This is a genomic window from Variovorax sp. V118, from assembly GCF_041154445.1.
Lineage (GTDB): Bacteria > Pseudomonadota > Gammaproteobacteria > Burkholderiales > Burkholderiaceae_C > Variovorax > Variovorax boronicumulans.
Genome location: NZ_AP028663.1, coordinates 6,038,443 through 6,058,890, shown reverse-complemented (window position 1 = coordinate 6,058,890; position 20,448 = coordinate 6,038,443). Strand labels below are relative to the sequence as shown.

Sequence of the window (20,448 nt, the reverse complement as noted above, 5' to 3'; positions counted from 1 at the left end):
CCGAAGCCTATCGTCGGGTCATTCCGAACGAAGGCTCACATGAAAATCCACTTTCTTGGTGCCGGCGCCTTGGGTTGCGCCATCGGCGGGACCCTTGCTGCAGCGGGGTCCGATGTCACATTGATCGACCCCTTCCAGGCCCACGTCGACGCGATCAACCGCGACGGCCTGCGCATGAAGGTCGGTGACTCGGAGCGTGTCGTCCAGGTCCGCGCCGCGCTCGACTGCGCAAAGCTGGAGGCTCCGGACCTCCTCATCGTGCTGGTCAAGTCCTTCCACACACGTGCAGCCCTCGAGAGCGCGCGAGACATCGTGGGCTCCGCCACAGCCGTGATGTCGCTGCAAAACGGCATGGGCCATGAAGAAATCCTGTCGGAAGTCGTAGGTGCCGAGCATGTGCTGGCCGGCAAGACCTACGTCGGTGGCGTGATGCTCGGTCCTGGCCATGTCATTGCCGGTACGCAGGGAAAGCGCACGGTGATCGGCGAGATCGACGGCCGCATCAGCGAGCGCGCCGAGGCGATCGCCGCCGAGTTCGAGCGTGCCGAGCTGCCCTGCGAGGTCAGCGGCAACATCCTCGGCGCGATGTGGGACAAGCTCCTGATCAACGTCGCAACCGGCGCACTCAGTGGCATCACCGGCCAGGTCTACGGCAGCCTCTACGCTGTGCCGGAGATCGAGGCCGCGGCCATCGCCGCAGTGGCCGAAGCGATGACCGTTGCCGAGGCCAGTGGCGTGAGGCTGTCGATCAAGGCGGCGCGCGACGCCTGGCTGATGGCTGCCGAGGGTCTGCCCTACGAATTCAAGACCTCGATGCTGCAGAGCCTGGAGAAGGGCTCGATCACCGAGATCGACTTCATCAACGGCGCGGTCGTGCGCATCGGCCGGAAATACAACATACCGACGCCCGTCAACCAGACGCTGGTCGCCGCGATCAAGGGCATCGAACGCCGCATGGAGGCGAAATGAACACCCAGGCCATACCGAAAGCCTACGTCGAGCACGTCGCCATCTGGGTGCGCGACATCCACTGGCACATCAAGTTCTTCCATGATGTCTGCGGCATGACGATGCGGGAAGTAGAGGGCACTGTCGAGGAGCCGATCCAGTACTGGACGCTCGGGGGCATGCAGTTCATGGCCAAGCCCGATTACGCCGGCCCTGAAGGGCGGTTGGGCCATCTGGGAGTGATGTGCGAAGACCTCGAGGCCGCACTGGCCGCCGCAAAGGCCTTCGGCGTCACCGAGATGCCGCAAGGCCACAACTGGCTGCGCCTGCCCGATGGCCTGGCCGTCGAATTCATCCAGGCCAGCCCGGGCGCCGTTGCCAAGGCGCTGGCGATAGATCCCCGCGCCTGAGCCCTGTTCAAACCGGAGACACACACATGAACACACTCACCATCGAAGACAAGTACTGGGAGGACGCCGTCGTCGGCGAGGAATGCATCAGCCCGCCCTATGAAGTGACGGAAGCCCGCGTGATGGCCTACGCCGACCTCACGGGGGACCACACGCCCGTGCACACCGACGAAGCCTATGCCCGCACGACGCCATTCGGCACCCGCGTGGCGCACGGCCTCTTCGGCCTCTCGGTCGCCGACGGCCTGAAGACGAAGAGCGACATGCGCTTCATGCCCGGCATGTCGCTGGGCTGGGAATGGAACTTCGTTGCGCCGATCAAGCTGGGCGACACGGTGCGGGTGAGATTCCGCGTCGAATCCAAGCGCGAATCGAAGAGCAAGCCCGGCTGGGGCATCCTGGTGCTGCCGTCCGAACTGATCAATCAGCGCGACGAGGTCGTGCAGAAGGGCGAGCATCGCGTGATGGTGCCCAGGAGGCCGGCATGAACGCGGCGGCTCAGCAAGCATTGCCCCTGGCGGGCATCCGCGTCATCGACTACAGCCACTTCCTCGCCGGGCCCTACGTGGGCCGGTGCCTGGCGGCGCTGGGTGCCGAAGTCATCAAGGTGGAGCGCCCGGGCTCCGGCGATGCGGGACGTCAACATGCCTGGTTCGTCGGCGACCACAGCGGTTACTTCCTGCAGCAGAACATGGGCAAGAAGGGCCTGTCGGTCAACACCAAGGACCCGCGCGGCCGTGCGCTGATGAAGAAGCTGGTCGACAGCGCCGACGTGTTCGTCGAGAACTACCGCCCCGGCGCGTTGGAAAAGCTGGGCCTGGGCTATGCGGAGCTGGCCGAGACCAATCCAGGGCTCGTCTACTGTTCGATCTCCGCGTACGGCCATACGGGGCCGGACTCGCATCGCGCCGGCTTCGGTCTCATTGCCGAGGCCAAGAGCGGCATCATGCAGATGGTCGGCAATCCTGGCGAGGCGCCGCCGCTGCTGCGCATCTCGCTCGGCGACATGTACACCGGCATTCATGCCGTGGCGGCGATCAACGCCGCGCTGCTGGGCCGCGTGAAGTCGGGCCGCGGTCAGCACATCGACATGGCGCTGTACGACACGCTGGTGTCGATGCACGAGTACGCGGTGCAGTGCTACACGCTTTCGGGGGGCAAGGAAGTGCCGGTTCAGACCGGCCACGACATGCCCAACTCGACCCTGTACGGGGTGTTCCGCGCACAGGATGGCGATCTGGTGATTGCCGCGCAGGTCGACGACGCATGGAAACGCTTCGCCGCCCTGGTCGAGCACAACGGCGGACCCGCCGGCTTCGGAGGCGACACGCGTCTGCACAGCGCGGCCGGGCGCAACGCGAGGCGCCTGGAAATCCTCGAGGTGGTCCGCACATGGGTGGCGCAACGCCCCGTGGCCGAGATCCTGAAGATGCTCGACGGCATCGACGTGCCCTGTGCCAAGGTGCAGCGCATCGACGAAGTGCTGGCCGACCCGCAGATCCTGGCGCGTGGCATGGTGGTGGAGCAGGAGCACCCGGTGCTGGGCAACATCCGCCTGCCCAACCTGCCTTTCCGCATGTCGGGGTGCGACACCTCGATCACGCAGGTGGCGCCGGAGCTCGGTGAGCACAACGCCGAGATCGCTGCGAGCTTGGGCTTCGACGCCGCCCAGATCGCCGAGATGCAGGCTGATGGCGTCCTCTACAGCGCATGAGAAGGATGGCAGCATGACCGACCGCTACGCCGTCATCGGCAATCCCATCGGCCACACCAAGTCGCCGCTGATCCACGGCAGCTTCGCGCAGGCGACCGGCCAGGACATCGAGTACAGCGCCATTGAAGGCTCGCTCGAACGCTTCGCGGACGACGTGCACGCGTTTCGCAAGGCGGGCGGGCTCGGCCTGAACGTGACGGCGCCGTTCAAGCTGCAGGCGCTGGCCCTGGCGACCGAGCGGCTGGAGCGTGCTGAGCTGGCCGGCGCCACCAATGCGCTCAAGTTCGAGGGCGAGCGCATCATTGCCGACAACTTCGATGGCGTCGGGTTGACCAGGGACATCCAGAGCAACCTGGGTTTCGCCCTCAAGGGCGCGCGCATGCTCGTGCTCGGTTCGGGCGGTGCGGTGCGCGGAGCCTTATTGCCTTTTCTCGCGCAGCGACCGGCCGAGCTGGTGCTCGCGAACCGGACCTTGCCGAAGGCGGTCAATTTGGCTGCGCAGTTCGCGGTGCACGGCCCCGTGCACGCCTGCGCCTACGCGGACCTGGCCGGGGAGCGGTTCGACATCGTCATCAACGGCACCTCGGCCAGCCTGAAGGCCGAGCTGCCGCCGGTGCCGGCGCAGACCCTCCAGAACGCGAGGCTGGCCTACGAACTGGCGTATGGCAAGGGCCTGACGCCCTTCTTGCGCCTGGCGCAGAACGCCGGCGTGCCCAAGCTTGCCGACGGCGTGGGCATGCTGGTCGAGCAGGCGGCGGAAGCCTTCCTGTGGTGGCGCGGCGTGCGGCCCGACACCCGTCCGGTCATCGAGCGCATGACGATCCCGCTGGCCTGAGGCCGCGACAAGAAGGAAAGACCCGATGAAGATCCTCATGCTCCACGGCATCAACCACAACATGTTCGGCAAGCGCGATCCGAAGCAATACGGCACCACGACGCTCGCCGAGATCGATGCGACGCTGCAGGCGCTGGGCACGGAACTCGGCGCCGAGGTGGAGAGCTTCCAGACCAACAGCGAAAGCGCCATGTGCGAGCGCATCCACCAGGGCTTCGCCGACGGCGTCGACGCGGTCCTCATCAACGCCGGCGCATGGACGCACTACAGCTACGGCATCCGCGATGCGCTGGCGATCCTCACGGTACCGGTGGTCGAACTGCACATGTCCAACATCCATGCGCGCGAGGAATTCCGGCATCGCTCGGTGTTCGCGGACATCGCGAAGGGCCAGATCTGCGGCTTCGGCCTGGACAGCTACCTGCTCGCCTTGCGTGCTGCCGTGTCGGCAGTGCGAAGTGCTATCTAACGAGAAGCAGGGTGCGCAAGCCCATACGGAGGCCGGGCGACGCAACACCGTCAAGAAGTACCTGCGAGCCGGCGAAGAAATGCCGCGCTACGCCAAGCGGACGAGCTCAAGCAAGCTCGATCCCTATGCTGAGAAGCTCGCGACCTGGCTCGCGATCGAGGCAACCAAATCACGGAAACAGCGGCGCAATCTGCGGCAGATCCACACAGAGCGGGAAAGGGGTGGTCGCCCTTAACTCATCTACTCATGAAACGAGTTATCAGCGGGTGCTTCAGGAGAAAGCTCGCGGCATCGTCACGCGCCGAAACAGCGAAGTGAAGGCGCTGAAGGCGCAGGCGTCAAGAACCTGGCACCCGAGTACCTGCAGCGTGCCCGGGTCGATGGTGCGGCGAGCGCTGATGCCTGGTAAATCGTGCAGGTCAGGAGCCTGGCGATGCTGCAACTTCAAAGCTCGCGTTAGCGCCCGGCCCGGGCCGAATGCGACGCGGGCAGCCTGGGCGGGCGCATCAGCCTCACCCAGGACCAAAAGCTCGGACTTCCGCCCCCAACGATCCGTAAAGCCAATCGCGGTGGTACAGCAGACCACCACCGTTGCCCTTGCTCATCTTGAGTGCGGAGAGCCGATTCCCTGCGGCCGGATCGAGAAGGACAATGCCCTCTTCCTGCGAGAGCACAGCCACGGCGTTCCCGGCCATGGTCGGCCGTCCACGAATGCTGCCTTCGAAGGCAGCGAACCACACGCTCTGGAGCGAGTGCTTGGCCTTGAAGAAAGATCGTTCGCTCTGCAACGAAGCGCAACCAACGCGTCCGGAATCTGTGCCGAAGTAGATGCGATCGCCCGCGCTCAGCATCTGACCATCGATCGCCTCCTGATCCTCAAGGTCCAACCGTGCCAGCAGATCGCCCGACTGCAATGAATAGGCTCGCAGAGATCCCCTCGCACCGATAAGGACGGCCTGGTCTTGCACAATCGGCTGAAACAGCCACTCTGCGCTGTCGGCGGCCCAGAGCGAACGGCCGCTTAACGTCTCCACGCAATGCAGGCGAACCCCTGCGCCCTCTGCGAGCACCGTGGCATGGACGAGGCGGCCGTTGTTCGTGGCAAGGCCATAGCTGTGCCCATGGTTCTCGAAAGCCCAGGCGATCGAGCCCGTGCGCAGATCGAGGCACCACGTCTTCGACGCACCGCCACCCGTTTCCGCGACTGCGAGGCGATCGCCTGCGACGAGGCAGGGCTTGCCCATGTTGCGATCACCGCATCGGCAGTCCCAAAGTTTCTTTCCGTTGCTGTCGAAGGCGTGGACCGTTCCGGAGAAGCTGCTGACGTACACGGAGCCATCTTGTGCCAGCACAGGCTCATTGATCACATGGGGGATGGTGGTGCGCCAGCGCTCCTCACCGGTCATGCGCTCGAATGCAACGAGCGTGCTCTCGAAAAAATCCGCCTTGTCGTAGTGAAAGGCGACGAGCACCGTATCGGCAGAGGCGACAGGGGCTCTGGTGCCGATCTGGCGCTCTTTCGGCAACCGATATGACCAACTCAATTTCATGCGCACGTTCTCGCGAGTGCATTCAAGATGTCGCCTGCACGCTTGGCAGCGTCGCTCTGGGCGGTGCTCCAGTATGCCCGAGGCCCAAGTCTGCCGAGGAGTAGAAGATGGCTCACGACGAGCGACTTCTATCGTCGAGGCCGAGAGGCGCCCCTGCAATGATTCGACCGTGGTCGGCGCATATGTGCTCTGTGCGCTGCACTGCCGGGTCTCGAGCTTTGGAGCCCAAAGACAGCATGCGCCAGCCTGGCGATATGTCGAGGGTCATCATTGAGGGCGATGGGGTGGACGACGTTGCAGACCATGGTGAACCAATCGCCGTCGAGCTTGCCGTTGCACTGATCGAGAAGCTCTTCTCGAAACTCGTGCCACCACGCCTCCTGATCGGTCAGGGGGTGGCCGGCGATCACGATAGGGCTGGCAGGCTTCCACATGGGCGGGGCGCGCATTACCGAGGCGCAGCATTGTTGAAGACTTTATCGAAAGTCACAAGTAGAGACATTCCCAGCATCGAAGGCCGCTGTCCCCCATAGCATGGGTTGCTCTTGGAAGAGGAGAAGAGCTTGTTTGATCACGATCACTACGTCCCCATCCTCAAGTGCCAGCTTGCGCACAACTCGCTCCAAGATGTCCCGTCGACCGATGGTGGACATGGGCATCTTGCCAATGAAGGGGAACACGTCCTTTTCCAGCCAGGTCTTGACCTTGAGCTGCGTCCCGTCCGCTCGCTTTGCCGCAGTCTTTGCCAGCCATTCGCGCGCGACCGCCTCGAATGTGTTCGCCGCAGCGTCCGCTCTGGCTTTCTTTTCTTCCCGCTTGGCTGCGCTGGGGTCAATGCCGCTGGCGAGTAGCTTTCGGGTGGCGTCCCGGCGCTCGCGTGCCTGAAGAAGCGAAACGTCGGGATAAACGCCCAACCCCAAGGTCTTGGACTTCCCGTCGATGCGGTAGTCCAGGCGCCAGTATTTGCCCGCCGCCTTGACCCGCAGATACATACCCCCGCCATCGGCGTAACGCTCGCCGATCTCAGCGCCCTTGTGCTTCACCTGCCTGACGAATGTGTCCGTGAGTGCCATCGCTGTTCCGATCTGTCGGTACTTGAGGTGTCGGTATCTGGCTGATACCGACAGGAATACCGACAAAGTACCGACATGGATGCTGCGCCGCGAGACAGCGTGAGGCAAAGAAAAACCCGCTACGCTGGGGAAACGTGCGGGTTTTGATGCTTGGTGAGACGCCGTGAACCGGGTCCTTGGTGCCTTCGACAGGAATCGAACCTGTATCTGAGTCTTAGGAGGACCCCGTTCTATCCATTGAACTACGAAGACGGTGTGCGCCGCTGCTGCAGCGCGGCCCGCACTTTAACAGTTTGGGGTGTCCCGGCCCTCAGTCGTACTTCACCGTGTAGATCAGGTCCACCCCGCTCGTCTGCCCCGCCTGGCCCCGAAGCGTGAGGCGCTTGGTCAGGTCGTAGAAGATGAAGAGGGTGCCGAAGGTGCCGCCCAGACTGCGTTCGTAGGTGATGTAGAAGTCTTTGGACAACCGCTTGCCCAGCGTCACGGCTGACTCGCGCAGGTCGCCGCCGTTGCCGGGGCCCTTGAAGCCGAGTTCATCCAGACCGAAACGGCTGGCCAGGCTGCCGCCGGTGGTGGTGCCGCCGATCTTGCCGAGCAGCGATAGGGCGGCCTGCTGCAAGAGGGCCGACTCGCCGCCGCTGGTGGCCGAGGCGCGGCCCAGGATGACCCATGACAGCGTCTCGGCGTCGGACAGCGCGGGCTCCGCATAGAGCTTCACGCGCGGCGATTGCGCCGAGCCGGTGATCTGCACGCCGGCGCGCTGCGCGATGTTCGGGCGGATGGCCAGGATGTCGAGCGCGGGGTTGTCGAAGGGGCCGTTGAAGCGCGCGATGCCGGTCTCGACGTCGAGCTGCTGGCCGTAGGCGCGGTACTGGCCCTTGACAGTCTTCACCTCGCCGGTGATGCGCGGCGGGGCATCGAGGCGGGTGCTGCGGATTTCCAGTTCGCCCTCGAGCCGCGTGGTGATGCCGCGTCCCTGCACGGCGAAGTCGTCGCCGAGGTCGAAGGTGACGACGATGTCGGGCGGCTTGGCGGTCTGGGGCTTGGCGGCCTTGGCCGCCTGGGCGTCGGCTTTGGCGGATTCGCGCTGCGCGGCCTCGGCGGCGGCCTTGTCCTTGGCGGCCGAGCGCACGACGACATCGCTGCCCAGGCTGGGCGCGGTCTCGTCGGGCAGGATGATGACGGCGCGGTCGGTCTTGAGCTTGCCGCGCACGTTGAACTGGCCGTCGTCCAGCCGCGCCTGCAGGTTGCCCGACAGCGACACCTGGCGGTCGGTGCGCACCAGCACGCGCAGGGCGCGCAGCTCGGCCTGCACGGCCATGCGGATGCCGGTGCTGGTCGTGCTGTTGTTGCTGCCCCAGCTGAGGTCGCCGCGCGCGGTGAGCGAGCCGCCGTCGGTGCGCGCTTCGCTGGCGGCGGTGCTACGGTTGCCGCTCTGGCCGCCGATGCGCGCGTTGCTGCCGGCGCCGCCCTTGAGCGTGAACTCGGTGATCTCCAGGCGGTCTCCAGTGAGCGAGGCGCGCAGGCGGCCGTCGCGCAGGTCGAGGCCTTCGACCGGGGCGCGCAGCGCGAGTTGGTCGGCGCCGAGCGTGCCGTTCCAGCGCGGCGCGGTGCGGATGCCCGACAGGGTGGCGTTGGCGTCGAGCGTGCCGGCGATGCGCCAGCCGGGCGGCGCGAGCATGGACCACACGCCCAGGTTGGGCAGCGCGGCGCGCAGCGTGCCGTTCAGAGGCGCGTCGGGCGCCCACTGCCAGCCGCCGCTGCGCTGCTGCATGCGGGTGCCGAGCTCGGCGTCGAGGCGGCCGGCGCGTTCGCTGTCCCAGGCCAGGGTGGCGCGCACGGCGTCGCCCTGCGCGTCGAGCTGCAGTTCGGCGCGGCGCAGGCCGGCGGGGGTGGCGGTGACGTCGACGCCGTTGACCTCGTTCTTGCCGCTGGCCGAGCTCATGGTGCGTTCGCTCGCGGTGCCGGTTCCGGTGCTGGTGATGCGGGTGACGAGCGCGGCCTCGCCGGCTTGCACGCGGATGTCACCGCTCTGGCGCGCGAGCCGGGCCTTGGCGCGCAGGGTGTCGCCGGCGTCGATGTCCCAGTCGCCGTTGAACAGCAGGTCGCCGCTGATGCCGAGTTCGCTCAGCGTGGCGTTGGCGCCGAACGCGCCGGCCCAGGCCATCGGCAGGCCCTGCATCTGGCCCTTGGACTGCAGGCGGAACACGCGGTTGGGCGCGGCGCCGCTCTGGTTGAAGCGCAGCGGCTGCCAGTCGATGCGCACGGTGCCGGGCAGCGGTCCGCGCAGGATGGCGTCGGCGGCGGACGCTTCGACGTCGAGGCGGTTGTCGGCGGCGCGCACGGTGGCCGTCACTTCGCGGCCCAGCTCCAGCACCCAGGGGCCCTGGCCGGGGCGCGCGGTGGCGGTGTCCTGGGCCTGCAGGCGCAGGCTGGCGAGGGTGGCGCGCCACTGGTTGGCGCTGGCGAGGCCGCCGCTGGCGCGGGTGTCGAGGGCGAGCTTCTGCGTGCCGATGGTGGCTTCGCCCTTGAGCGTCAGCGTGGCCTGGGCGATGCTGCCGGCGAGGTCGGCCTGCAGCGCGCGCAACTGCACGCTGGTGGCCGTGCTGGCGGGCTGGGCGGCGGGCAGGGTCAGATCGAGGCGCGGCACGGCGAGCGCGGCCTGAGGCTGGGCTCGGCGTTGCCGCGCGCGGCAGCGCCGGGGTTCTCGATGCGGCGCTGCACGGTCTGCCAGCCGCCTTGCCAGCTGGCGTCGAGCCGGGCGCTGCCCTTGGCGCTGGCGTTCGCGAACACAGCTGACAGGCCCGGCAGGCCTTGCACCCAGCGCTGCATGGCTTCGGCGTCGTCGATGCGCGCCTGGAGGTCGCCGCCGCCGGTGGTGGGCGCGATGCGGCCGTCGAGCTGTGCGCTGCCGCCCGGCAGGGAGAGGGCGAGCTTGCCGCTGGCGGCCTGCTCGGCCACCCGCACCTGCAGCTTGCCGTCGATGCTGGCGCGCATCGCTTCGACGCGCAGCGTGCGCAGGTCGAGCACCTGGTCTTTCCACTGGCCCTGCGCCAGTGCGCGGTCCAGGCCGAAGCCGGGCAGCGCCTTGCTGCCGGCGCCGCCGTTGCCTTCGGCGCGGAGGGCCACGTCAAAGACGAGGGCGTCGGAGTCTTCGGCCTGCCGCGCGCTGATCTGTCCGCCGACGGGCGCGCCCGACAGCTGGCTGTACAGCGCGCCGGGCCGCACGCCGCGCACGGTGGCGCGCATCTGCCAGGGCGAGGGCGCGGGGCTCCAGCTGCCTTCGGCGTCGATGCGGCCGCCGCCCGCGCGCACGGTGGCTTGGGGCACGGTCCAGGTCGTGCCGTCGAAGCCGACCTGCGCCTGGACCTGCTCGACCGGCAGCTTCTGTTCGTCCCACGGGCCGGCGACGGCGTTGCGGAGGTCGGCCGAGGCCTTCCACGCGGCGGGGCCGGTGGCGGCGTCGGGCGTGAGCTCGACGGTGCCGGTGAGCCGGGTCCGGGGCGCGCCGGGCCAGAGGCTGGCGGCGTCGACGTTGCGCAGGTCGGCCTTGGCATCGATCACGGGCTGCGGCAGCCAGGGCGCGATCTGCGCGCGCAGCTGGGCGGCCATGGGCGCTTCGGCGTCGGGCTCGGTGGGCTGCAGGTCGGCGGCGACCTGCAGGCGCGCCTCGGGGCCGGCCAGCGTGCCTTTCACCGAGGCCTTGGCCTGCACCTCGATGTGGCGGTCTTCGGCGAGCGGGGCCTTCACGCGGCCGTCGAGCGTGGCATCGAGCGCCATTGGCGCCGGGCCCTGCAGTCGCACGCGAGCGCTGTAGTGGCCGTCGGCGATGTCGACGCCTTCGATGTCCAGCGCGTGCTGCGCGGCCAGGTAGCTGTAGCGGCCCGCGAGGCCTTTGGCTTCCAGCGCGGGCGGTCCGGCCCAGCGCACCTCGTCGATGCGGAAGGGCACTTCGGCCACTTCGACGGGCAGCGCGACCTGCGTGAGCGGCTCGGTCGGCGTGTCGCTGGGCGGGCCGCGGCGTTCGATCGACAGGCGCGCCGCGTGGATCTCGCCGAGCTGCACCTTGCGCTGGAACAAGGGGGCGAGCTGCCAGCCGAGCGTGGCATCGTTCACCTCGACCGCGAGGCTCTCGCTTTGCCACTTGAGCCAGCCGATGCGTCCGCCGGTGCGCAGCGAGCCGGTGACGTCGCGGCTCTCGAGCGTCTGGCCTGCGGGGAGGCGCTGCGCGGCCTGCGCGAGCGCGAAGGCCAATGATTTGTTCGAACCGAGCCACCACCACGTGCCTGCGGCGAGCAGCAGCACGACGAGCAGCAGGCCCGCCAGCATCCAGCCCAGCGCGCGCAGCACGCGGCGGGTGCGCGAGCGGGGACGGGGCGTGGCTGTGGTGGGCGTGGACGGCATGAAGCGGGTCAGAAGGTGAAGCCGAGACGGAAGTGCAGGCGGAATTTCTTCGAGTCGACGCCGTAGGCCAGGTCGGCCTGCACCGGGCCGACCGGGCTGCGCCAGCGCGCGCCGACGCCCACGCCGACCTTGGGCTTGAGCTCGCCGGGCTTGTCGGCCACGGCGCCGGCATCCACGAACACCACGCTCTCCCACTCGGTGAGCTTGTCCTTGTAGACGAAGGGGCGCTGCCACTCGAGGCTGGCCACGCCCAGGTAGCGGCCCGCCACGGTCTTGCCGTCGGCGCGCACCGTGCCGATCTGCTTGTAGCTGTAGCCGCGCACGGTGGTGTCGCCGCCGGTGAGGAACATCAGCGTGGACGGGATCTGCGCGCTGTCCTTGGCCGCGACGGCGCCGGCTTCGAGCCGCATCTGCAGCCGGCTGCGGCGCGCGCGGGCGTTCTTGTCCTCGGCCGCGCCCAGCGGCAGCACGCCGAGAAAGCGTGCGTAGGTGCGCGTGAAGGGCACCTGCTGGCCGGTGAGCGTGTAGCCCGCAGCCATTTCGAGCGCCAGGCCGTAGCCGCGCGAGGGCGCCGAGTTGTCGTCGAAGTAGCGCCCGGTCCAGCCCCAGTTGGCGGTGACGGCCGAGGCCGAGGGCGGCGCGTCGGTGCCGCGGTTGTGGGCGTAGTCGTACTGCAGGAAGTAGCTGCGGTCGATGTGGTCGCTGGACTTGTTGCGCCCGCCGCGCAGCCGGCCGCTGTCGACCACGTAGCTGCCCGACTGCTCGCTCTTGAGTTCGCCACCGGCAAACCAGCGCCAGCCGCGGTCGTTGGGCACGGCGTTCCACTCGGTGCCCAGCGACTGGATGTCGTTGTCCAGCGAGAGCCGCGACACGGCGCGCCAGCCGAGCAGCGGCATGCGGTTGTGGGTGTGGTCGATCGATAGGCGCGGGCCGTTGTCGGTGGTGAAGCCCACGCCCATCACGACTTTCTGCAGCGGCGCCTCGCGCAGCTGGGCGATCACGGGGGCGGCCAGCGGGGTGTTGCTGTCGGTGTCGAGCGTGAGGAACACCGAGTCGTAGTAGCCGCTGCTGGCCAGGCGCTGTTGCGCGTCGAGCAGCTTCTGCTGGTCGTAGTCGGTGCCGGTGGGCAGGCGCGCGATGCGGCGCGCGGCGTCGGCGTCGTAGCGCTCCACGCCGCGCAGCACCAGCGGGCCGAACTTGTAGGCCGGGCCCGACTGGTAGGTCACGCCGAGGCGGGCCTCGTGGCGGTCGGCGTCGATCTCGGCGCGGCTGATCTCCACGCTGCCGGTGGGAAAGCGCTTGGCCGTGAGGCTGCGCAGCGCGGTGGTCTTGGCGTCGTCCCATGCGCCTTGCGTGAAGGGCTCGCCCGCGCGCAGCGCCCAGCCGGTGCGGATGGCGTCGCGCTGCGCTTCGGCAGTGGGGTCGTTGGCGATCTGGCCGGCGTAGCGGATCTGCACGGTCGACACTTTCGTGCGCTCGCCGGGCGCCACGGTGATGACGACCTCGCGCGGGGCCTCGGTGCTGTCGGGCGTTTCGTTGAGTTCGAGCGTGAGCGTGGGCGTGAAGTAGCCCAGCGTGCCCAGCAGCTCGCGTGCATTGGCCTCGGCCGCGACCATGAGGCGCGAGACCTCGGTCACGCCCAGGTCGTCGAGCTCGCGGTAGCGCTGGATTTCGAGGTGGCGCGCGAGGTAGTCGCGCTCGGTTTCGGGGCCGCGCACGTCGACGGTGAAGGCATTGCGCCGGCCGTCGGCCTTGGCCTTGTCGTCGTCCTTGGCGGTGTCGCCGTTGCTGTCGCCGCTGCGCACCACGCCGACGGTGGACACGCCCGTGTCTGCCGCCTCTTTTTTAGGCAGCAGGCTGCAGCCTTGCAAAAGCAGGACGCCGGAAAAAAGCAAAGCCGGCCACAACGCCGGCGAAAGAACGGATGCCACCCTGACCATGGGGGCATTCTGACAGCACACGTGCGGGCGATGCCCCCCACTTGTGCGGGGCCGCGGGTTACTTGGACAGCATGCGCATCGCCTCTTCGAGGCCGCGCAGCGTGAGCGGGTACATGCGGTTGGACATGAGCTGCTGCATCACCGCGATGCTCTGGCGGTACTGCCACACGCCCTGGGGCTCGGGGTTGATCCAGGCGAACTTGGGGAAGGTGTGCGTGAGGCGCTGGATCCACTCGGCGCCGGCCTCTTCGTTGTTGTATTCGACGCTGCCGCCAGGTTGCAAAATTTCGTAAGGACTCATCGTGGCGTCGCCCACGAAGATCAGCTTGTAGTCCTTGTTGTACTTGCGCAGGATGTCCCAGGTCGCGAACTTCTCGGAGAAGCGGCGCTTGTTGTTCTTCCACATGAAGTCGTAGACGCAGTTGTGGAAGTAGTAGAACTCCAGATGCTTGAACTCGGTCTTCACGGCCGAGAACAGTTCTTCGACGCGCTGGATGTGCTCGTCCATCGTGCCGCCCACGTCCATCAGCAGCAGCACCTTGACGTTGTTGTGGCGCTCGGGCCGCATCTTGATGTCAAGGTAGCCGGCGTTGGCGGCGGTCGAGTGGATGGTGTTGTCCAGGTCGAGCTCTTCCTCGTGGCCTTCGCGCGCGAACTTGCGCAGCCGGCGCAGCGCGACCTTGATGTTGCGTGTGCCCAGCTCCTGCGTGTCGTCGTAGTCCTTGTAGGCGCGCTGGTCCCACACCTTCACGGCACTGCGGTTCTTGCCGGCGCCGCCGATGCGGATGCCCTGCGGGTTGTAGCCGCCATTGCCGAAGGGCGAGGTGCCGCCGGTGCCGATCCACTTGCTGCCGCCTTCGTGGCGTTCCTTCTGCTCTTCGAAACGCTTCTTGAGCGTTTCCATGAGCTCGTCCCAGCCCATCTTCTCGATCTTGGCTTTTTCTTCGGCCGTGAACTCGCGCTCCAGCGTCTTCTTGAGCCAGTCGAGCGGCACTTCCTTGGTGAAGTCGGTGAGCATCTCGACGCCCTTGAAGTAGGCAGCGAAGGCGCGGTCGAACTTGTCGTAGTGCTTCTCGTCCTTCACGAGCGCGGTGCGCGAGAGGTAATAGAAGTCGTCGATGCCGTAGGCGCCGTCGGAGTTCGGGCCCACCACGTCGGACTTGAGCGCCTCGAGCAGCGTGAGGTATTCCTTGACCGACACCGGCAGCTTCGCCGAACGCAGGGTGTAGAAGAAGTCGATGAGCATGGAGCGCTCCTTGTGTTTCGTTCAGCCGCGCGGCTTGTCGAGCAGGTACTGCAGCTGGGCCTTCACCTCGGGCCATTCGCCCGCGCGCAGGCTGTACATGACGGTGTCGCGGATGGTGCCGTCGCGGCGCATCACGTGGCCGCGGATCACGCCGTCTTTCTTGGCGCCCAGGCGCTCGATGGCGCGCTGCGAGGCGAAGTTGAAGTTGTCAGTGCGCCAGCCCACCACGTTGCAGCCCAGCGTGTCGAACGCGTGCGTGAGCATCAGCAGCTTGCAGGTGGTGTTGACATGGGTGCGCTGGCAGCGCTCGGCGTACCAGGTGTAGCCGATCTCGACGCGCTTCACGCCCGGCAGGATGTCGTGAAAGCTCGTGCTGCCCAGCACGGTGCCGCTGGCTTCGTCGGTCACGGCGAAGGCGAAACGGTCGGCCGTCTTCAGGGCGGTCTCGATGTAGGCGCGCGTGTCCTGAGGCTCGGGCACGGAGGTGACGCGCAGCTTCCACAGCTCGCCATCGGCGGCCGCGGCGCGCAGGCCGTCTTCGTGGGTGAGTGCCAGCGGCACCAGCGCGAGGCCGCGGGCCTTCAGCGTGACGGGTTCGACGAACGCCATGTGCAAACTCTCCGTGTCTCCGTGCAGGTCTCGGTGGATCTGGGGCTCAGCCGCGCGGGTCGCCGTACTTGTGCACGTACCACGCGCGCGCGGCCTGTGCACCGGCGCCGCCGCCCAGGCCGATCAGCGCAATGCCGACGATCTCGCGCGTGCCGTACTTGCTGTCGGTGGCGAAGGCGTCGAGCCCGAGCAAAAGCCCGATCCCGCGCCCGATCAGCGCGCCCACCACGAACAGCACCGCCTGGGCGATGCCCAGCTTCATCAGCTGTTTGGTGGAATGCGGTTGCCGGCTCATGGCCTAGCGGTTGTTGCGTTGCATGAAGACGAGCTTCTCGAACAGGGTCACATCCTGCTCGTTCTTGAGCAGCGCGCCCACCAGCGGCGGCACGGCGACCTTGTCGTCCTTGCTCTGCAGGGCTTCGAGCGGAATGTCTTCGGCCACCAGCAGCTTGAGCCAGTCGAGCAGCTCGGAGGTCGAGGGCTTTTTCTTCAGGCCGGGCAGGTTGCGCACGTCGTAGAAGGTCTTCATCGCGGACGTGAGCAGCTCCTGCTTCAGGTTCGGGAAGTGCACGGCGACGATGTGCTTCATCGTCTCGGCATCGGGGAACTTGATGTAGTGGAAGAAGCAGCGGCGCAGGAAGGCGTCGGGCAGTTCCTTCTCGTTGTTCGAGGTGATGAACACCAGCGGACGGTGCTTGGCGCGGATGAGTTCGCGCGTCTCGTAGCAGTAGAACTCCATGCGGTCGATTTCGCGCAGCAGGTCGTTCGGGAATTCGATGTCGGCCTTGTCGATCTCGTCGATCAGCAGCGCCACCGGCTTGTCGGCCGTGAAGGCCTGCCACAGCACGCCCTTGACGATGTAGTTCTGGATGTCCTTGACGCGCTCGCCGCCGTCCACGTCGGACAGCTGCGAGTCGCGCAGGCGGCTCACGGCGTCGTATTCATACAGGCCCTGTTGCGCCTTGGTGGTCGACTTGATGTGCCACTGCAGCAGCGGCATGTCGAGCGCTTGCGCCACTTCCTCGGCCAGCATGGTCTTGCCGGTGCCGGGCTCGCCCTTGACGAGCAGGGGACGCTGGAGTGTGATGGCCGCATTGACCGCCAGCATCAGGTCCTGAGTGGCGACGTAGTTGTCTGAGCCCTTGAATTTCATGAGTGGAGCGGAGGCAGGGTGGAGAAAAGAACACACTCGATCTGCATTGCGCAGTCTCTTGTGCAGCCCGCGCGAGGTTCCCGTGGGACCCTTGCATATAATCGAATGTTGATTCGAAAAACTGTATCTCCACGAGATTGTGCGCGCAAAATGAACAAGTTGTTGACCACGATGTTTGCCCTTGCTGTCGCTTGCGTGACGGTCTCGGCCCAAGCCCAACAAGTCACTGGCAAGGCCCAGGACGGAGCCAAGAAGGTCCAGATGTGCGTGGGTTGCCACGGCATCATCGGCTACCAGGCGAGCTTCCCCGAGATCCACAAGGTCCCGATGATCGCGGGCCAGAGCGCCACGTACATCTCCTCCGCGCTCACTGCGTACAAGGGCGGTGACCGCAAGCACCCGACGATGCGCGCCATCGCCGACACCCTCACCGAGCAGGACATCGCCGACCTCGCGGCCTACTACAGCCAGCTGGGCGTGAAGGAAGGCGACGCGCCTGCGGCCACACCGGCCAAGGCCGCGTCCGAGAACGTCCAGGCGCTCATCGCGCGCGACAAGGACAACAGCTGCACCAAGTGCCACGGCGCCAACTTCAACACGCCGAACGACGGCACCGTGCCCAAGCTGGCCGGCCAGCACGCCGACTACCTGTTCGTGGCGCTGAAGTCGTACCGCGTGAAGAACAACCCCCACCTGGGCCGCTCCAACGCCGTGATGGCCGCGCAGGTCGAACCCAAGAAGTTCACCAACGCCGAGCTGAAGACGCTGGCCACCTACATCAGCTCGCTGCCTGGCGAACTGAAGGTCGTGCCTGAATCGCGCCTGCATCACGCGCCTCAGTAAGCCAGACAGACGGGCATCGACCCGCTGCCCCAAAGAAAAAGCCCGCATCAGCGGGCTTTTTTTCGTCCGGATTTTCCCGGGGGTCAGACGTCGAAGAAGGCCGTCTCGTCCGTGCCCTGCATGCGGATGTCGAAGCGGTACGTCACCGCGCCGCCTTGCTCCACGCGCTCGGCGATCAGCGTGTGGCGGCGCTCGGCCGGCACGCTCTGCAGCACGGCGTCCTTCGCATTGGCTTCGGCCTCGTCGCTGAAGTACACGCGTGTGAAGGCATGCAGCAGCAGGCCGCGCATGAGCACGATCACGTTGATGTGCGGGGCTTCACCGGGCGTTTCGGCGCCGGGCTTGACGGTGTGGAACACGAAGCGGTTTTGCGCATCGGTGCCCGTGCCGACACGGCCGAAGGCGCGAAAGCCCAGGGCGCGTGCCTCGTCGGGCGTCTGCGGGTAGCGGCCTTCGCCGTCGGGCTGGCTGATCTCGACCAGCGCGTCGTTGATCGGGTTGCCGTCGCCGTCGATCACGCGGCCTTCGAGGCGGATGCGTTGGCCGCTGGCGGTGTCCAGCGCCAGCACGGCGTCGAAGGGCTGGTTGAAGTTGTAGCCGTACTGCGTGGCGGTGAGGCCGTAGGCGAAGTAGGGGCCCACGGTCTGCGAGGGCGTCTGGCCGAAGTCGGCTTCCTGTGCGGTCATCAATGGCATGGGGAATTCCTTTCAGCGGTTCTCGAACGGCGTTTCATCGGCGCCGCGCAGCACCATGTCGAACTGGTAGCCCAGGGCGTAGCCTTCCTCGGTGATGTCGAGGCTGAAGTCGGCAATGAGGCGGTTGCGGTAGCGCTCGGGCGTGCCGGTGACCATCGGGTCGTACTGCAGCAGCGGGTCGCCGGGGAAGTACATCTGCGTCACGAGGCGGCTGGCGAAGCTCTGGCCGAACAGCGACAGGTGGATGTGCTGCGGACGCCAGGCGTTCGGGTGGTTGCCCCAGGGATACGCGCCGGGCTTGATGGTGAGGAAGCGGTAGCGGCCTTCGCTGTCGGTCAGGCAGCGGCCCGCGCCCAGGAAGTTGGGGTCCAGCGGGGCGTCGTGCTGGTCGACCTTGTGCACGTAGCGGCCCGAGGCGTTGGCCTGCCACAGCTCGACCAGCGTGTTGGCCACCGGGCGGCGGCGCTCGTCGAGCACCTGGCCCGTGAGGATCATGCGTTCGCCCAGCGGCTCGCCGTTGACGCGCGCGTTGCGCGTGAGGTCGTGGTCGAACTCGCCGATGCTGTCGTGGCCGTACACCGGCTGCTGCAGCTCACCGAGCGAGGCCTTCAGCGGAATGAGCGGCTTCTGCGGGCCGCGCTTGCCGGTCGACTTGTAGCCGGGGTAGATGTAGCTGGGGTGGGCGTCCCAGTCGCGCGGGGTGAGGGTGGGCTGGGTGCCGCTGGTCTTGGTCATGTACGTTGTCTCCTGTCGTGGGACGAATCCGAAGCCCGCACTGTAGAAGCCGCAATCAATGATGTAAATTGAAGATTGTTCCAGTTTCAATAACCAGAAGGCATTGAAAAAGTCTCCCGCCGAGCTTCGCCAGGATTTCGTGCGCAACGTGCAGCTGCGGCACCTGCGCGCCTTCGTCGCGGTCGCGCAGGAGCGCCACCTGGCGCGCGCGGCCGAGCGGCTGGCGCTGAGCCAGCCGGCGGTGTCCAAGACGCTGTCGGAGCTCGAGGCCGTGGTCGGCACCCGTCTGGTGGAACGCAGCCAGGCCGGGCGCCGCGGCGTGCAGGGCCTCACGCCGCCCGGTGAACAGCTGCTGGCCCACGCCCTGCGCGTGCTCGAGGCGCTCGACGCCAGCGCGCAGGCCGTGGCGCCGGCGGCGGGCGGGCGCATCGAGCGCCTGCGCATCGGCGCCTTGCCCAGCGTGGCGCCCGCGCTGCTGCCGGTGGCGCTGGCACGGCTGCGCGAGGGCTGGCCGGCGGTGCAGATCTTGGTGAAGAGCGCGGCCAATGCCGTGCTGCTCGACGAGCTGCGCGCCGGCGAGCTCGACCTCGTGGTGGGCCGCATGAGCGACCCGCGCCTCATGGGCGGCCTGAGCTTCGAGCTGCTGCACACCGAGCCGCTGGTGTTCGCCGTGCGCGCCGGCCATCCGCTCGCGCTCAAGCCGGCGCCGGTGCAGGCGGTGCTCGACTATCCGCTGGTGGTGTACGGCGAGGGCACGATCCCGCGCCACAACACCGAGAGCTTCCTGTCGGCGCGCGGCCTGGCGCTGCCGCGCAATGCCCTGCAGACGCTCGACGTGGCGGTAGCGCGCGCGCTGGTGGCGGTGTCGGACGCGGTGTGGATCACGCCCCTGGGCGCCGCCCGCAGCGAGCTGGCCGATGGCCGCCTGGTGCGCTTGCCCATCGATACCACCGGCACCGAGGAGCCGGTCGGCCTGCTGCAACGCAGCGAGGCCGAGCCGTCGCCGCTGCGCGCCGCGATGGCGGGGCTGCTGCGCGAAGCGGCGAAGGCGCAAGGCGCGTTGCCGGCGCGAAAGGGAACGCCGCGCGCCGCCGGCTGATCGCTCAGTCCTTGGTTGCCCGGCGCTGCACGCACGCTACGTAGCCATCGCCATCTGGGGGGCGCCCTGCGCGCTGGCTCTCCCACATCATCTGGCCCAGGCAATCCATCGCCTCGTGGTGCGCATGCAGCAGCGAGCCGCGGCGCGCGGCCAGCAGCTCGACCGCCTGGCGGATGCCGCGCGGCTGGTCGATGGAGCACTGCTCGCTGATCGACAGGTGCATCGACAGATGCAGGAACGGGTTCTCGCGGCCGTTCGATCCGTCGTAGACCCGCGCCACGGCCGCGTCGGCGTCGATCAGGTCCTCGTGGTACTCGGGGTGCTCGTCGATCCAGCCGGCCGCGATGGTCTCCAGCGGCTCCATCGGCAGGCCCTGCCGGTGCTTGGCGTACACGTCGCAGAAGAAGCGGCGCACGTCTTCCTGGGAGGGATTGAACATATATAGAAGAGAGAAGAAGGAAAGAGAAAAAGCAGGTGGCGCGGCGTGGGCGCCAGGGCTGTGGAAAGTGCGCGCGACACGCCCGGCGTTCCGGGTACGAGGCGTTACATCGTTACGTAACGAATCGCGAATTGACCTCCTTACGGGCTGTTTCGGAGGTCGGTGTGTTGCGCAGTTTTCAGAAAAATATCCATACAAATCAATCACTTGAAGCGCCGATGGCGCGGCGTTGGCACGGCGGCGGAAAAGCGGCACGCAAGTTGCCCCTGTAGATGCATCTTTTGTC

Annotated in this window: 18 protein-coding genes, 1 tRNA gene and 2 pseudogenes; 9 read left to right on the top strand and 12 right to left on the bottom strand. The window is 67.2% G+C overall.

Annotation, left to right across the window (positions count from 1 at the left end; translation table 11 throughout):
• The first annotated feature begins 39 nt into the window (after positions 1-39).
• The 7 genes and pseudogenes from ACAM52_RS28185 to ACAM52_RS28155 form a co-directional block, all read left to right on the top strand.
• On the top strand, positions 40-969 hold the full coding sequence (locus tag ACAM52_RS28185; RefSeq protein WP_369645182.1) for a ketopantoate reductase family protein: 930 nt from the start codon (positions 40-42) through the stop codon (positions 967-969).
• Entirely contained in the window at positions 966-1,358 is a 393-nt protein-coding gene (locus ACAM52_RS28180) for a VOC family protein (protein WP_369645181.1), read from the top strand. Before ACAM52_RS28185 ends, ACAM52_RS28180 begins: the two co-directional genes overlap by 4 nt.
• Before the next feature lie 26 nt (positions 1,359-1,384).
• Positions 1,385-1,846 (top strand): MaoC family dehydratase, encoded by a 462-nt coding sequence (locus tag ACAM52_RS28175; protein WP_369645180.1) that lies wholly within the window; start codon positions 1,385-1,387, stop codon positions 1,844-1,846.
• The gene (locus tag ACAM52_RS28170) at positions 1,843-3,072 is read left to right on the top strand and encodes a CaiB/BaiF CoA transferase family protein (protein ID WP_369645179.1); all 1,230 of its coding nucleotides are present in this window, start codon (positions 1,843-1,845) and stop codon (positions 3,070-3,072) included. Before ACAM52_RS28175 ends, ACAM52_RS28170 begins: the two co-directional genes overlap by 4 nt.
• 13 nt (positions 3,073-3,085) lie before the next feature.
• On the top strand, positions 3,086-3,907 hold the full coding sequence (gene aroE, locus ACAM52_RS28165) for a shikimate dehydrogenase (protein WP_369645178.1): 822 nt from the start codon (positions 3,086-3,088) through the stop codon (positions 3,905-3,907).
• 25 nt (positions 3,908-3,932) lie between these two features.
• Entirely contained in the window at positions 3,933-4,376 is a 444-nt protein-coding gene (aroQ, locus tag ACAM52_RS28160) for a type II 3-dehydroquinate dehydratase (protein ID WP_369645177.1), read from the top strand.
• 40 nt (positions 4,377-4,416) lie between these two features.
• Positions 4,417-4,587 (top strand): annotated as a pseudogene (locus tag ACAM52_RS28155) (IS21 family transposase); the annotation flags it as partial.
• 301 nt (positions 4,588-4,888) lie between these two features.
• Here the strand turns inward: ACAM52_RS28155 and ACAM52_RS28150 are convergent.
• The 9 genes and pseudogenes from ACAM52_RS28150 to ACAM52_RS28110 form a co-directional block, all read right to left on the bottom strand.
• Positions 4,889-5,926: a PQQ-binding-like beta-propeller repeat protein gene (locus ACAM52_RS28150; RefSeq protein ID WP_369645176.1), complete on the bottom strand. Its 1,038-nt coding sequence runs from the start codon at positions 5,924-5,926 to the stop codon at positions 4,889-4,891.
• Between the two features lie 476 nt (positions 5,927-6,402).
• Positions 6,403-6,999 carry a tyrosine-type recombinase/integrase gene (locus ACAM52_RS28145; RefSeq protein ID WP_369645175.1) on the bottom strand — a complete coding sequence of 199 codons (597 nt, stop codon included), beginning with the start codon at positions 6,997-6,999 and terminating at the stop codon, positions 6,403-6,405.
• 177 nt (positions 7,000-7,176) lie between these two features.
• A tRNA-Arg gene (locus ACAM52_RS28140) sits at positions 7,177-7,251 on the bottom strand.
• A 58-nt stretch (positions 7,252-7,309) separates the two neighbouring features.
• Positions 7,310-11,403: pseudogene (locus tag ACAM52_RS28135) on the bottom strand (translocation/assembly module TamB domain-containing protein).
• An 8-nt stretch (positions 11,404-11,411) separates the two neighbouring features.
• Complete coding sequence (locus ACAM52_RS28130) at positions 11,412-13,343, bottom strand: autotransporter assembly complex family protein (protein WP_369645174.1); 1,932 nt, start codon at positions 13,341-13,343, stop codon at positions 11,412-11,414.
• A gap of 58 nt (positions 13,344-13,401) precedes the next feature.
• Entirely contained in the window at positions 13,402-14,589 is a 1,188-nt protein-coding gene (locus tag ACAM52_RS28125; RefSeq protein WP_062482585.1) for a VWA domain-containing protein, read from the bottom strand.
• A gap of 21 nt (positions 14,590-14,610) precedes the next feature.
• Positions 14,611-15,198 carry a GNAT family N-acetyltransferase gene (locus ACAM52_RS28120; protein WP_369645173.1) on the bottom strand — a complete coding sequence of 196 codons (588 nt, stop codon included), beginning with the start codon at positions 15,196-15,198 and terminating at the stop codon, positions 14,611-14,613.
• Between the two features lie 46 nt (positions 15,199-15,244).
• Positions 15,245-15,493 carry a hypothetical protein gene (locus ACAM52_RS28115; protein ID WP_062482590.1) on the bottom strand — a complete coding sequence of 83 codons (249 nt, stop codon included), beginning with the start codon at positions 15,491-15,493 and terminating at the stop codon, positions 15,245-15,247.
• A gap of 3 nt (positions 15,494-15,496) precedes the next feature.
• Complete coding sequence (locus ACAM52_RS28110; RefSeq protein WP_062482592.1) at positions 15,497-16,351, bottom strand: MoxR family ATPase; 855 nt, start codon at positions 16,349-16,351, stop codon at positions 15,497-15,499.
• Positions 16,352-16,501: 150 nt separating this feature from the next.
• Between ACAM52_RS28110 and ACAM52_RS28105 the strand changes: the two genes are divergently transcribed.
• On the top strand, positions 16,502-17,194 hold the full coding sequence (locus tag ACAM52_RS28105; RefSeq protein ID WP_062482594.1) for a cytochrome c: 693 nt from the start codon (positions 16,502-16,504) through the stop codon (positions 17,192-17,194).
• An 83-nt stretch (positions 17,195-17,277) separates the two neighbouring features.
• Here ACAM52_RS28105 and pcaG read toward each other — a convergent pair whose 3' ends face one another.
• Positions 17,278-17,889, bottom strand: a complete 612-nt coding sequence (gene pcaG / locus ACAM52_RS28100) for a protocatechuate 3,4-dioxygenase subunit alpha (RefSeq protein WP_369645172.1) — start codon at positions 17,887-17,889, stop codon at positions 17,278-17,280.
• A 12-nt stretch (positions 17,890-17,901) separates the two neighbouring features.
• Positions 17,902-18,624, bottom strand: coding sequence for a protocatechuate 3,4-dioxygenase subunit beta (pcaH, locus tag ACAM52_RS28095; RefSeq protein WP_369645171.1), 723 nt, complete (start codon positions 18,622-18,624; stop codon positions 17,902-17,904).
• Positions 18,625-18,727: 103 nt separating this feature from the next.
• Between pcaH and ACAM52_RS28090 the strand changes: the two genes are divergently transcribed.
• Positions 18,728-19,723, top strand: a complete 996-nt coding sequence (locus ACAM52_RS28090) for a LysR substrate-binding domain-containing protein (protein WP_369645170.1) — start codon at positions 18,728-18,730, stop codon at positions 19,721-19,723.
• Positions 19,724-19,727: 4 nt separating this feature from the next.
• On the opposite strand, the gene ACAM52_RS28085 is transcribed toward ACAM52_RS28090, so the two are convergent.
• A complete protein-coding gene (locus ACAM52_RS28085; protein ID WP_062482964.1) occupies positions 19,728-20,162 on the bottom strand; it encodes a DUF1841 family protein in 435 nt (144 codons plus the stop codon).
• Positions 20,163-20,448 lie beyond the last annotated feature (286 nt).

What these genes read in the sequence shown, in the direction of transcription:
- ACAM52_RS28185 (WP_369645182.1), top strand. Translation starts at nt 40, where the DNA reads ATGAAAATCCACTTTCTTGGTGCCGGCGCCTTGGGTTGCGCCATCGGC.
- ACAM52_RS28180 (WP_369645181.1), top strand. Translation starts at nt 966, where the DNA reads ATGAACACCCAGGCCATACCGAAAGCCTACGTCGAGCACGTCGCCATC.
- ACAM52_RS28175 (WP_369645180.1), top strand. Translation starts at nt 1,385, where the DNA reads ATGAACACACTCACCATCGAAGACAAGTACTGGGAGGACGCCGTCGTC.
- ACAM52_RS28170 (WP_369645179.1), top strand. Translation starts at nt 1,843, where the DNA reads ATGAACGCGGCGGCTCAGCAAGCATTGCCCCTGGCGGGCATCCGCGTC.
- aroE (WP_369645178.1), top strand. Translation starts at nt 3,086, where the DNA reads ATGACCGACCGCTACGCCGTCATCGGCAATCCCATCGGCCACACCAAG.
- aroQ (WP_369645177.1), top strand. Translation starts at nt 3,933, where the DNA reads ATGAAGATCCTCATGCTCCACGGCATCAACCACAACATGTTCGGCAAG.
- ACAM52_RS28150 (WP_369645176.1), bottom strand. Translation starts at nt 5,926, where the DNA reads ATGAAATTGAGTTGGTCATATCGGTTGCCGAAAGAGCGCCAGATCGGC.
- ACAM52_RS28145 (WP_369645175.1), bottom strand. Translation starts at nt 6,999, where the DNA reads ATGGCACTCACGGACACATTCGTCAGGCAGGTGAAGCACAAGGGCGCT.
- ACAM52_RS28130 (WP_369645174.1), bottom strand. Translation starts at nt 13,343, where the DNA reads ATGGTCAGGGTGGCATCCGTTCTTTCGCCGGCGTTGTGGCCGGCTTTG.
- ACAM52_RS28125 (WP_062482585.1), bottom strand. Translation starts at nt 14,589, where the DNA reads ATGCTCATCGACTTCTTCTACACCCTGCGTTCGGCGAAGCTGCCGGTG.
- ACAM52_RS28120 (WP_369645173.1), bottom strand. Translation starts at nt 15,198, where the DNA reads ATGGCGTTCGTCGAACCCGTCACGCTGAAGGCCCGCGGCCTCGCGCTG.
- ACAM52_RS28115 (WP_062482590.1), bottom strand. Translation starts at nt 15,493, where the DNA reads ATGAGCCGGCAACCGCATTCCACCAAACAGCTGATGAAGCTGGGCATC.
- ACAM52_RS28110 (WP_062482592.1), bottom strand. Translation starts at nt 16,351, where the DNA reads ATGAAATTCAAGGGCTCAGACAACTACGTCGCCACTCAGGACCTGATG.
- ACAM52_RS28105 (WP_062482594.1), top strand. Translation starts at nt 16,502, where the DNA reads ATGAACAAGTTGTTGACCACGATGTTTGCCCTTGCTGTCGCTTGCGTG.
- pcaG (WP_369645172.1), bottom strand. Translation starts at nt 17,889, where the DNA reads ATGCCATTGATGACCGCACAGGAAGCCGACTTCGGCCAGACGCCCTCG.
- pcaH (WP_369645171.1), bottom strand. Translation starts at nt 18,624, where the DNA reads ATGACCAAGACCAGCGGCACCCAGCCCACCCTCACCCCGCGCGACTGG.
- ACAM52_RS28085 (WP_062482964.1), bottom strand. Translation starts at nt 20,162, where the DNA reads ATGTTCAATCCCTCCCAGGAAGACGTGCGCCGCTTCTTCTGCGACGTG.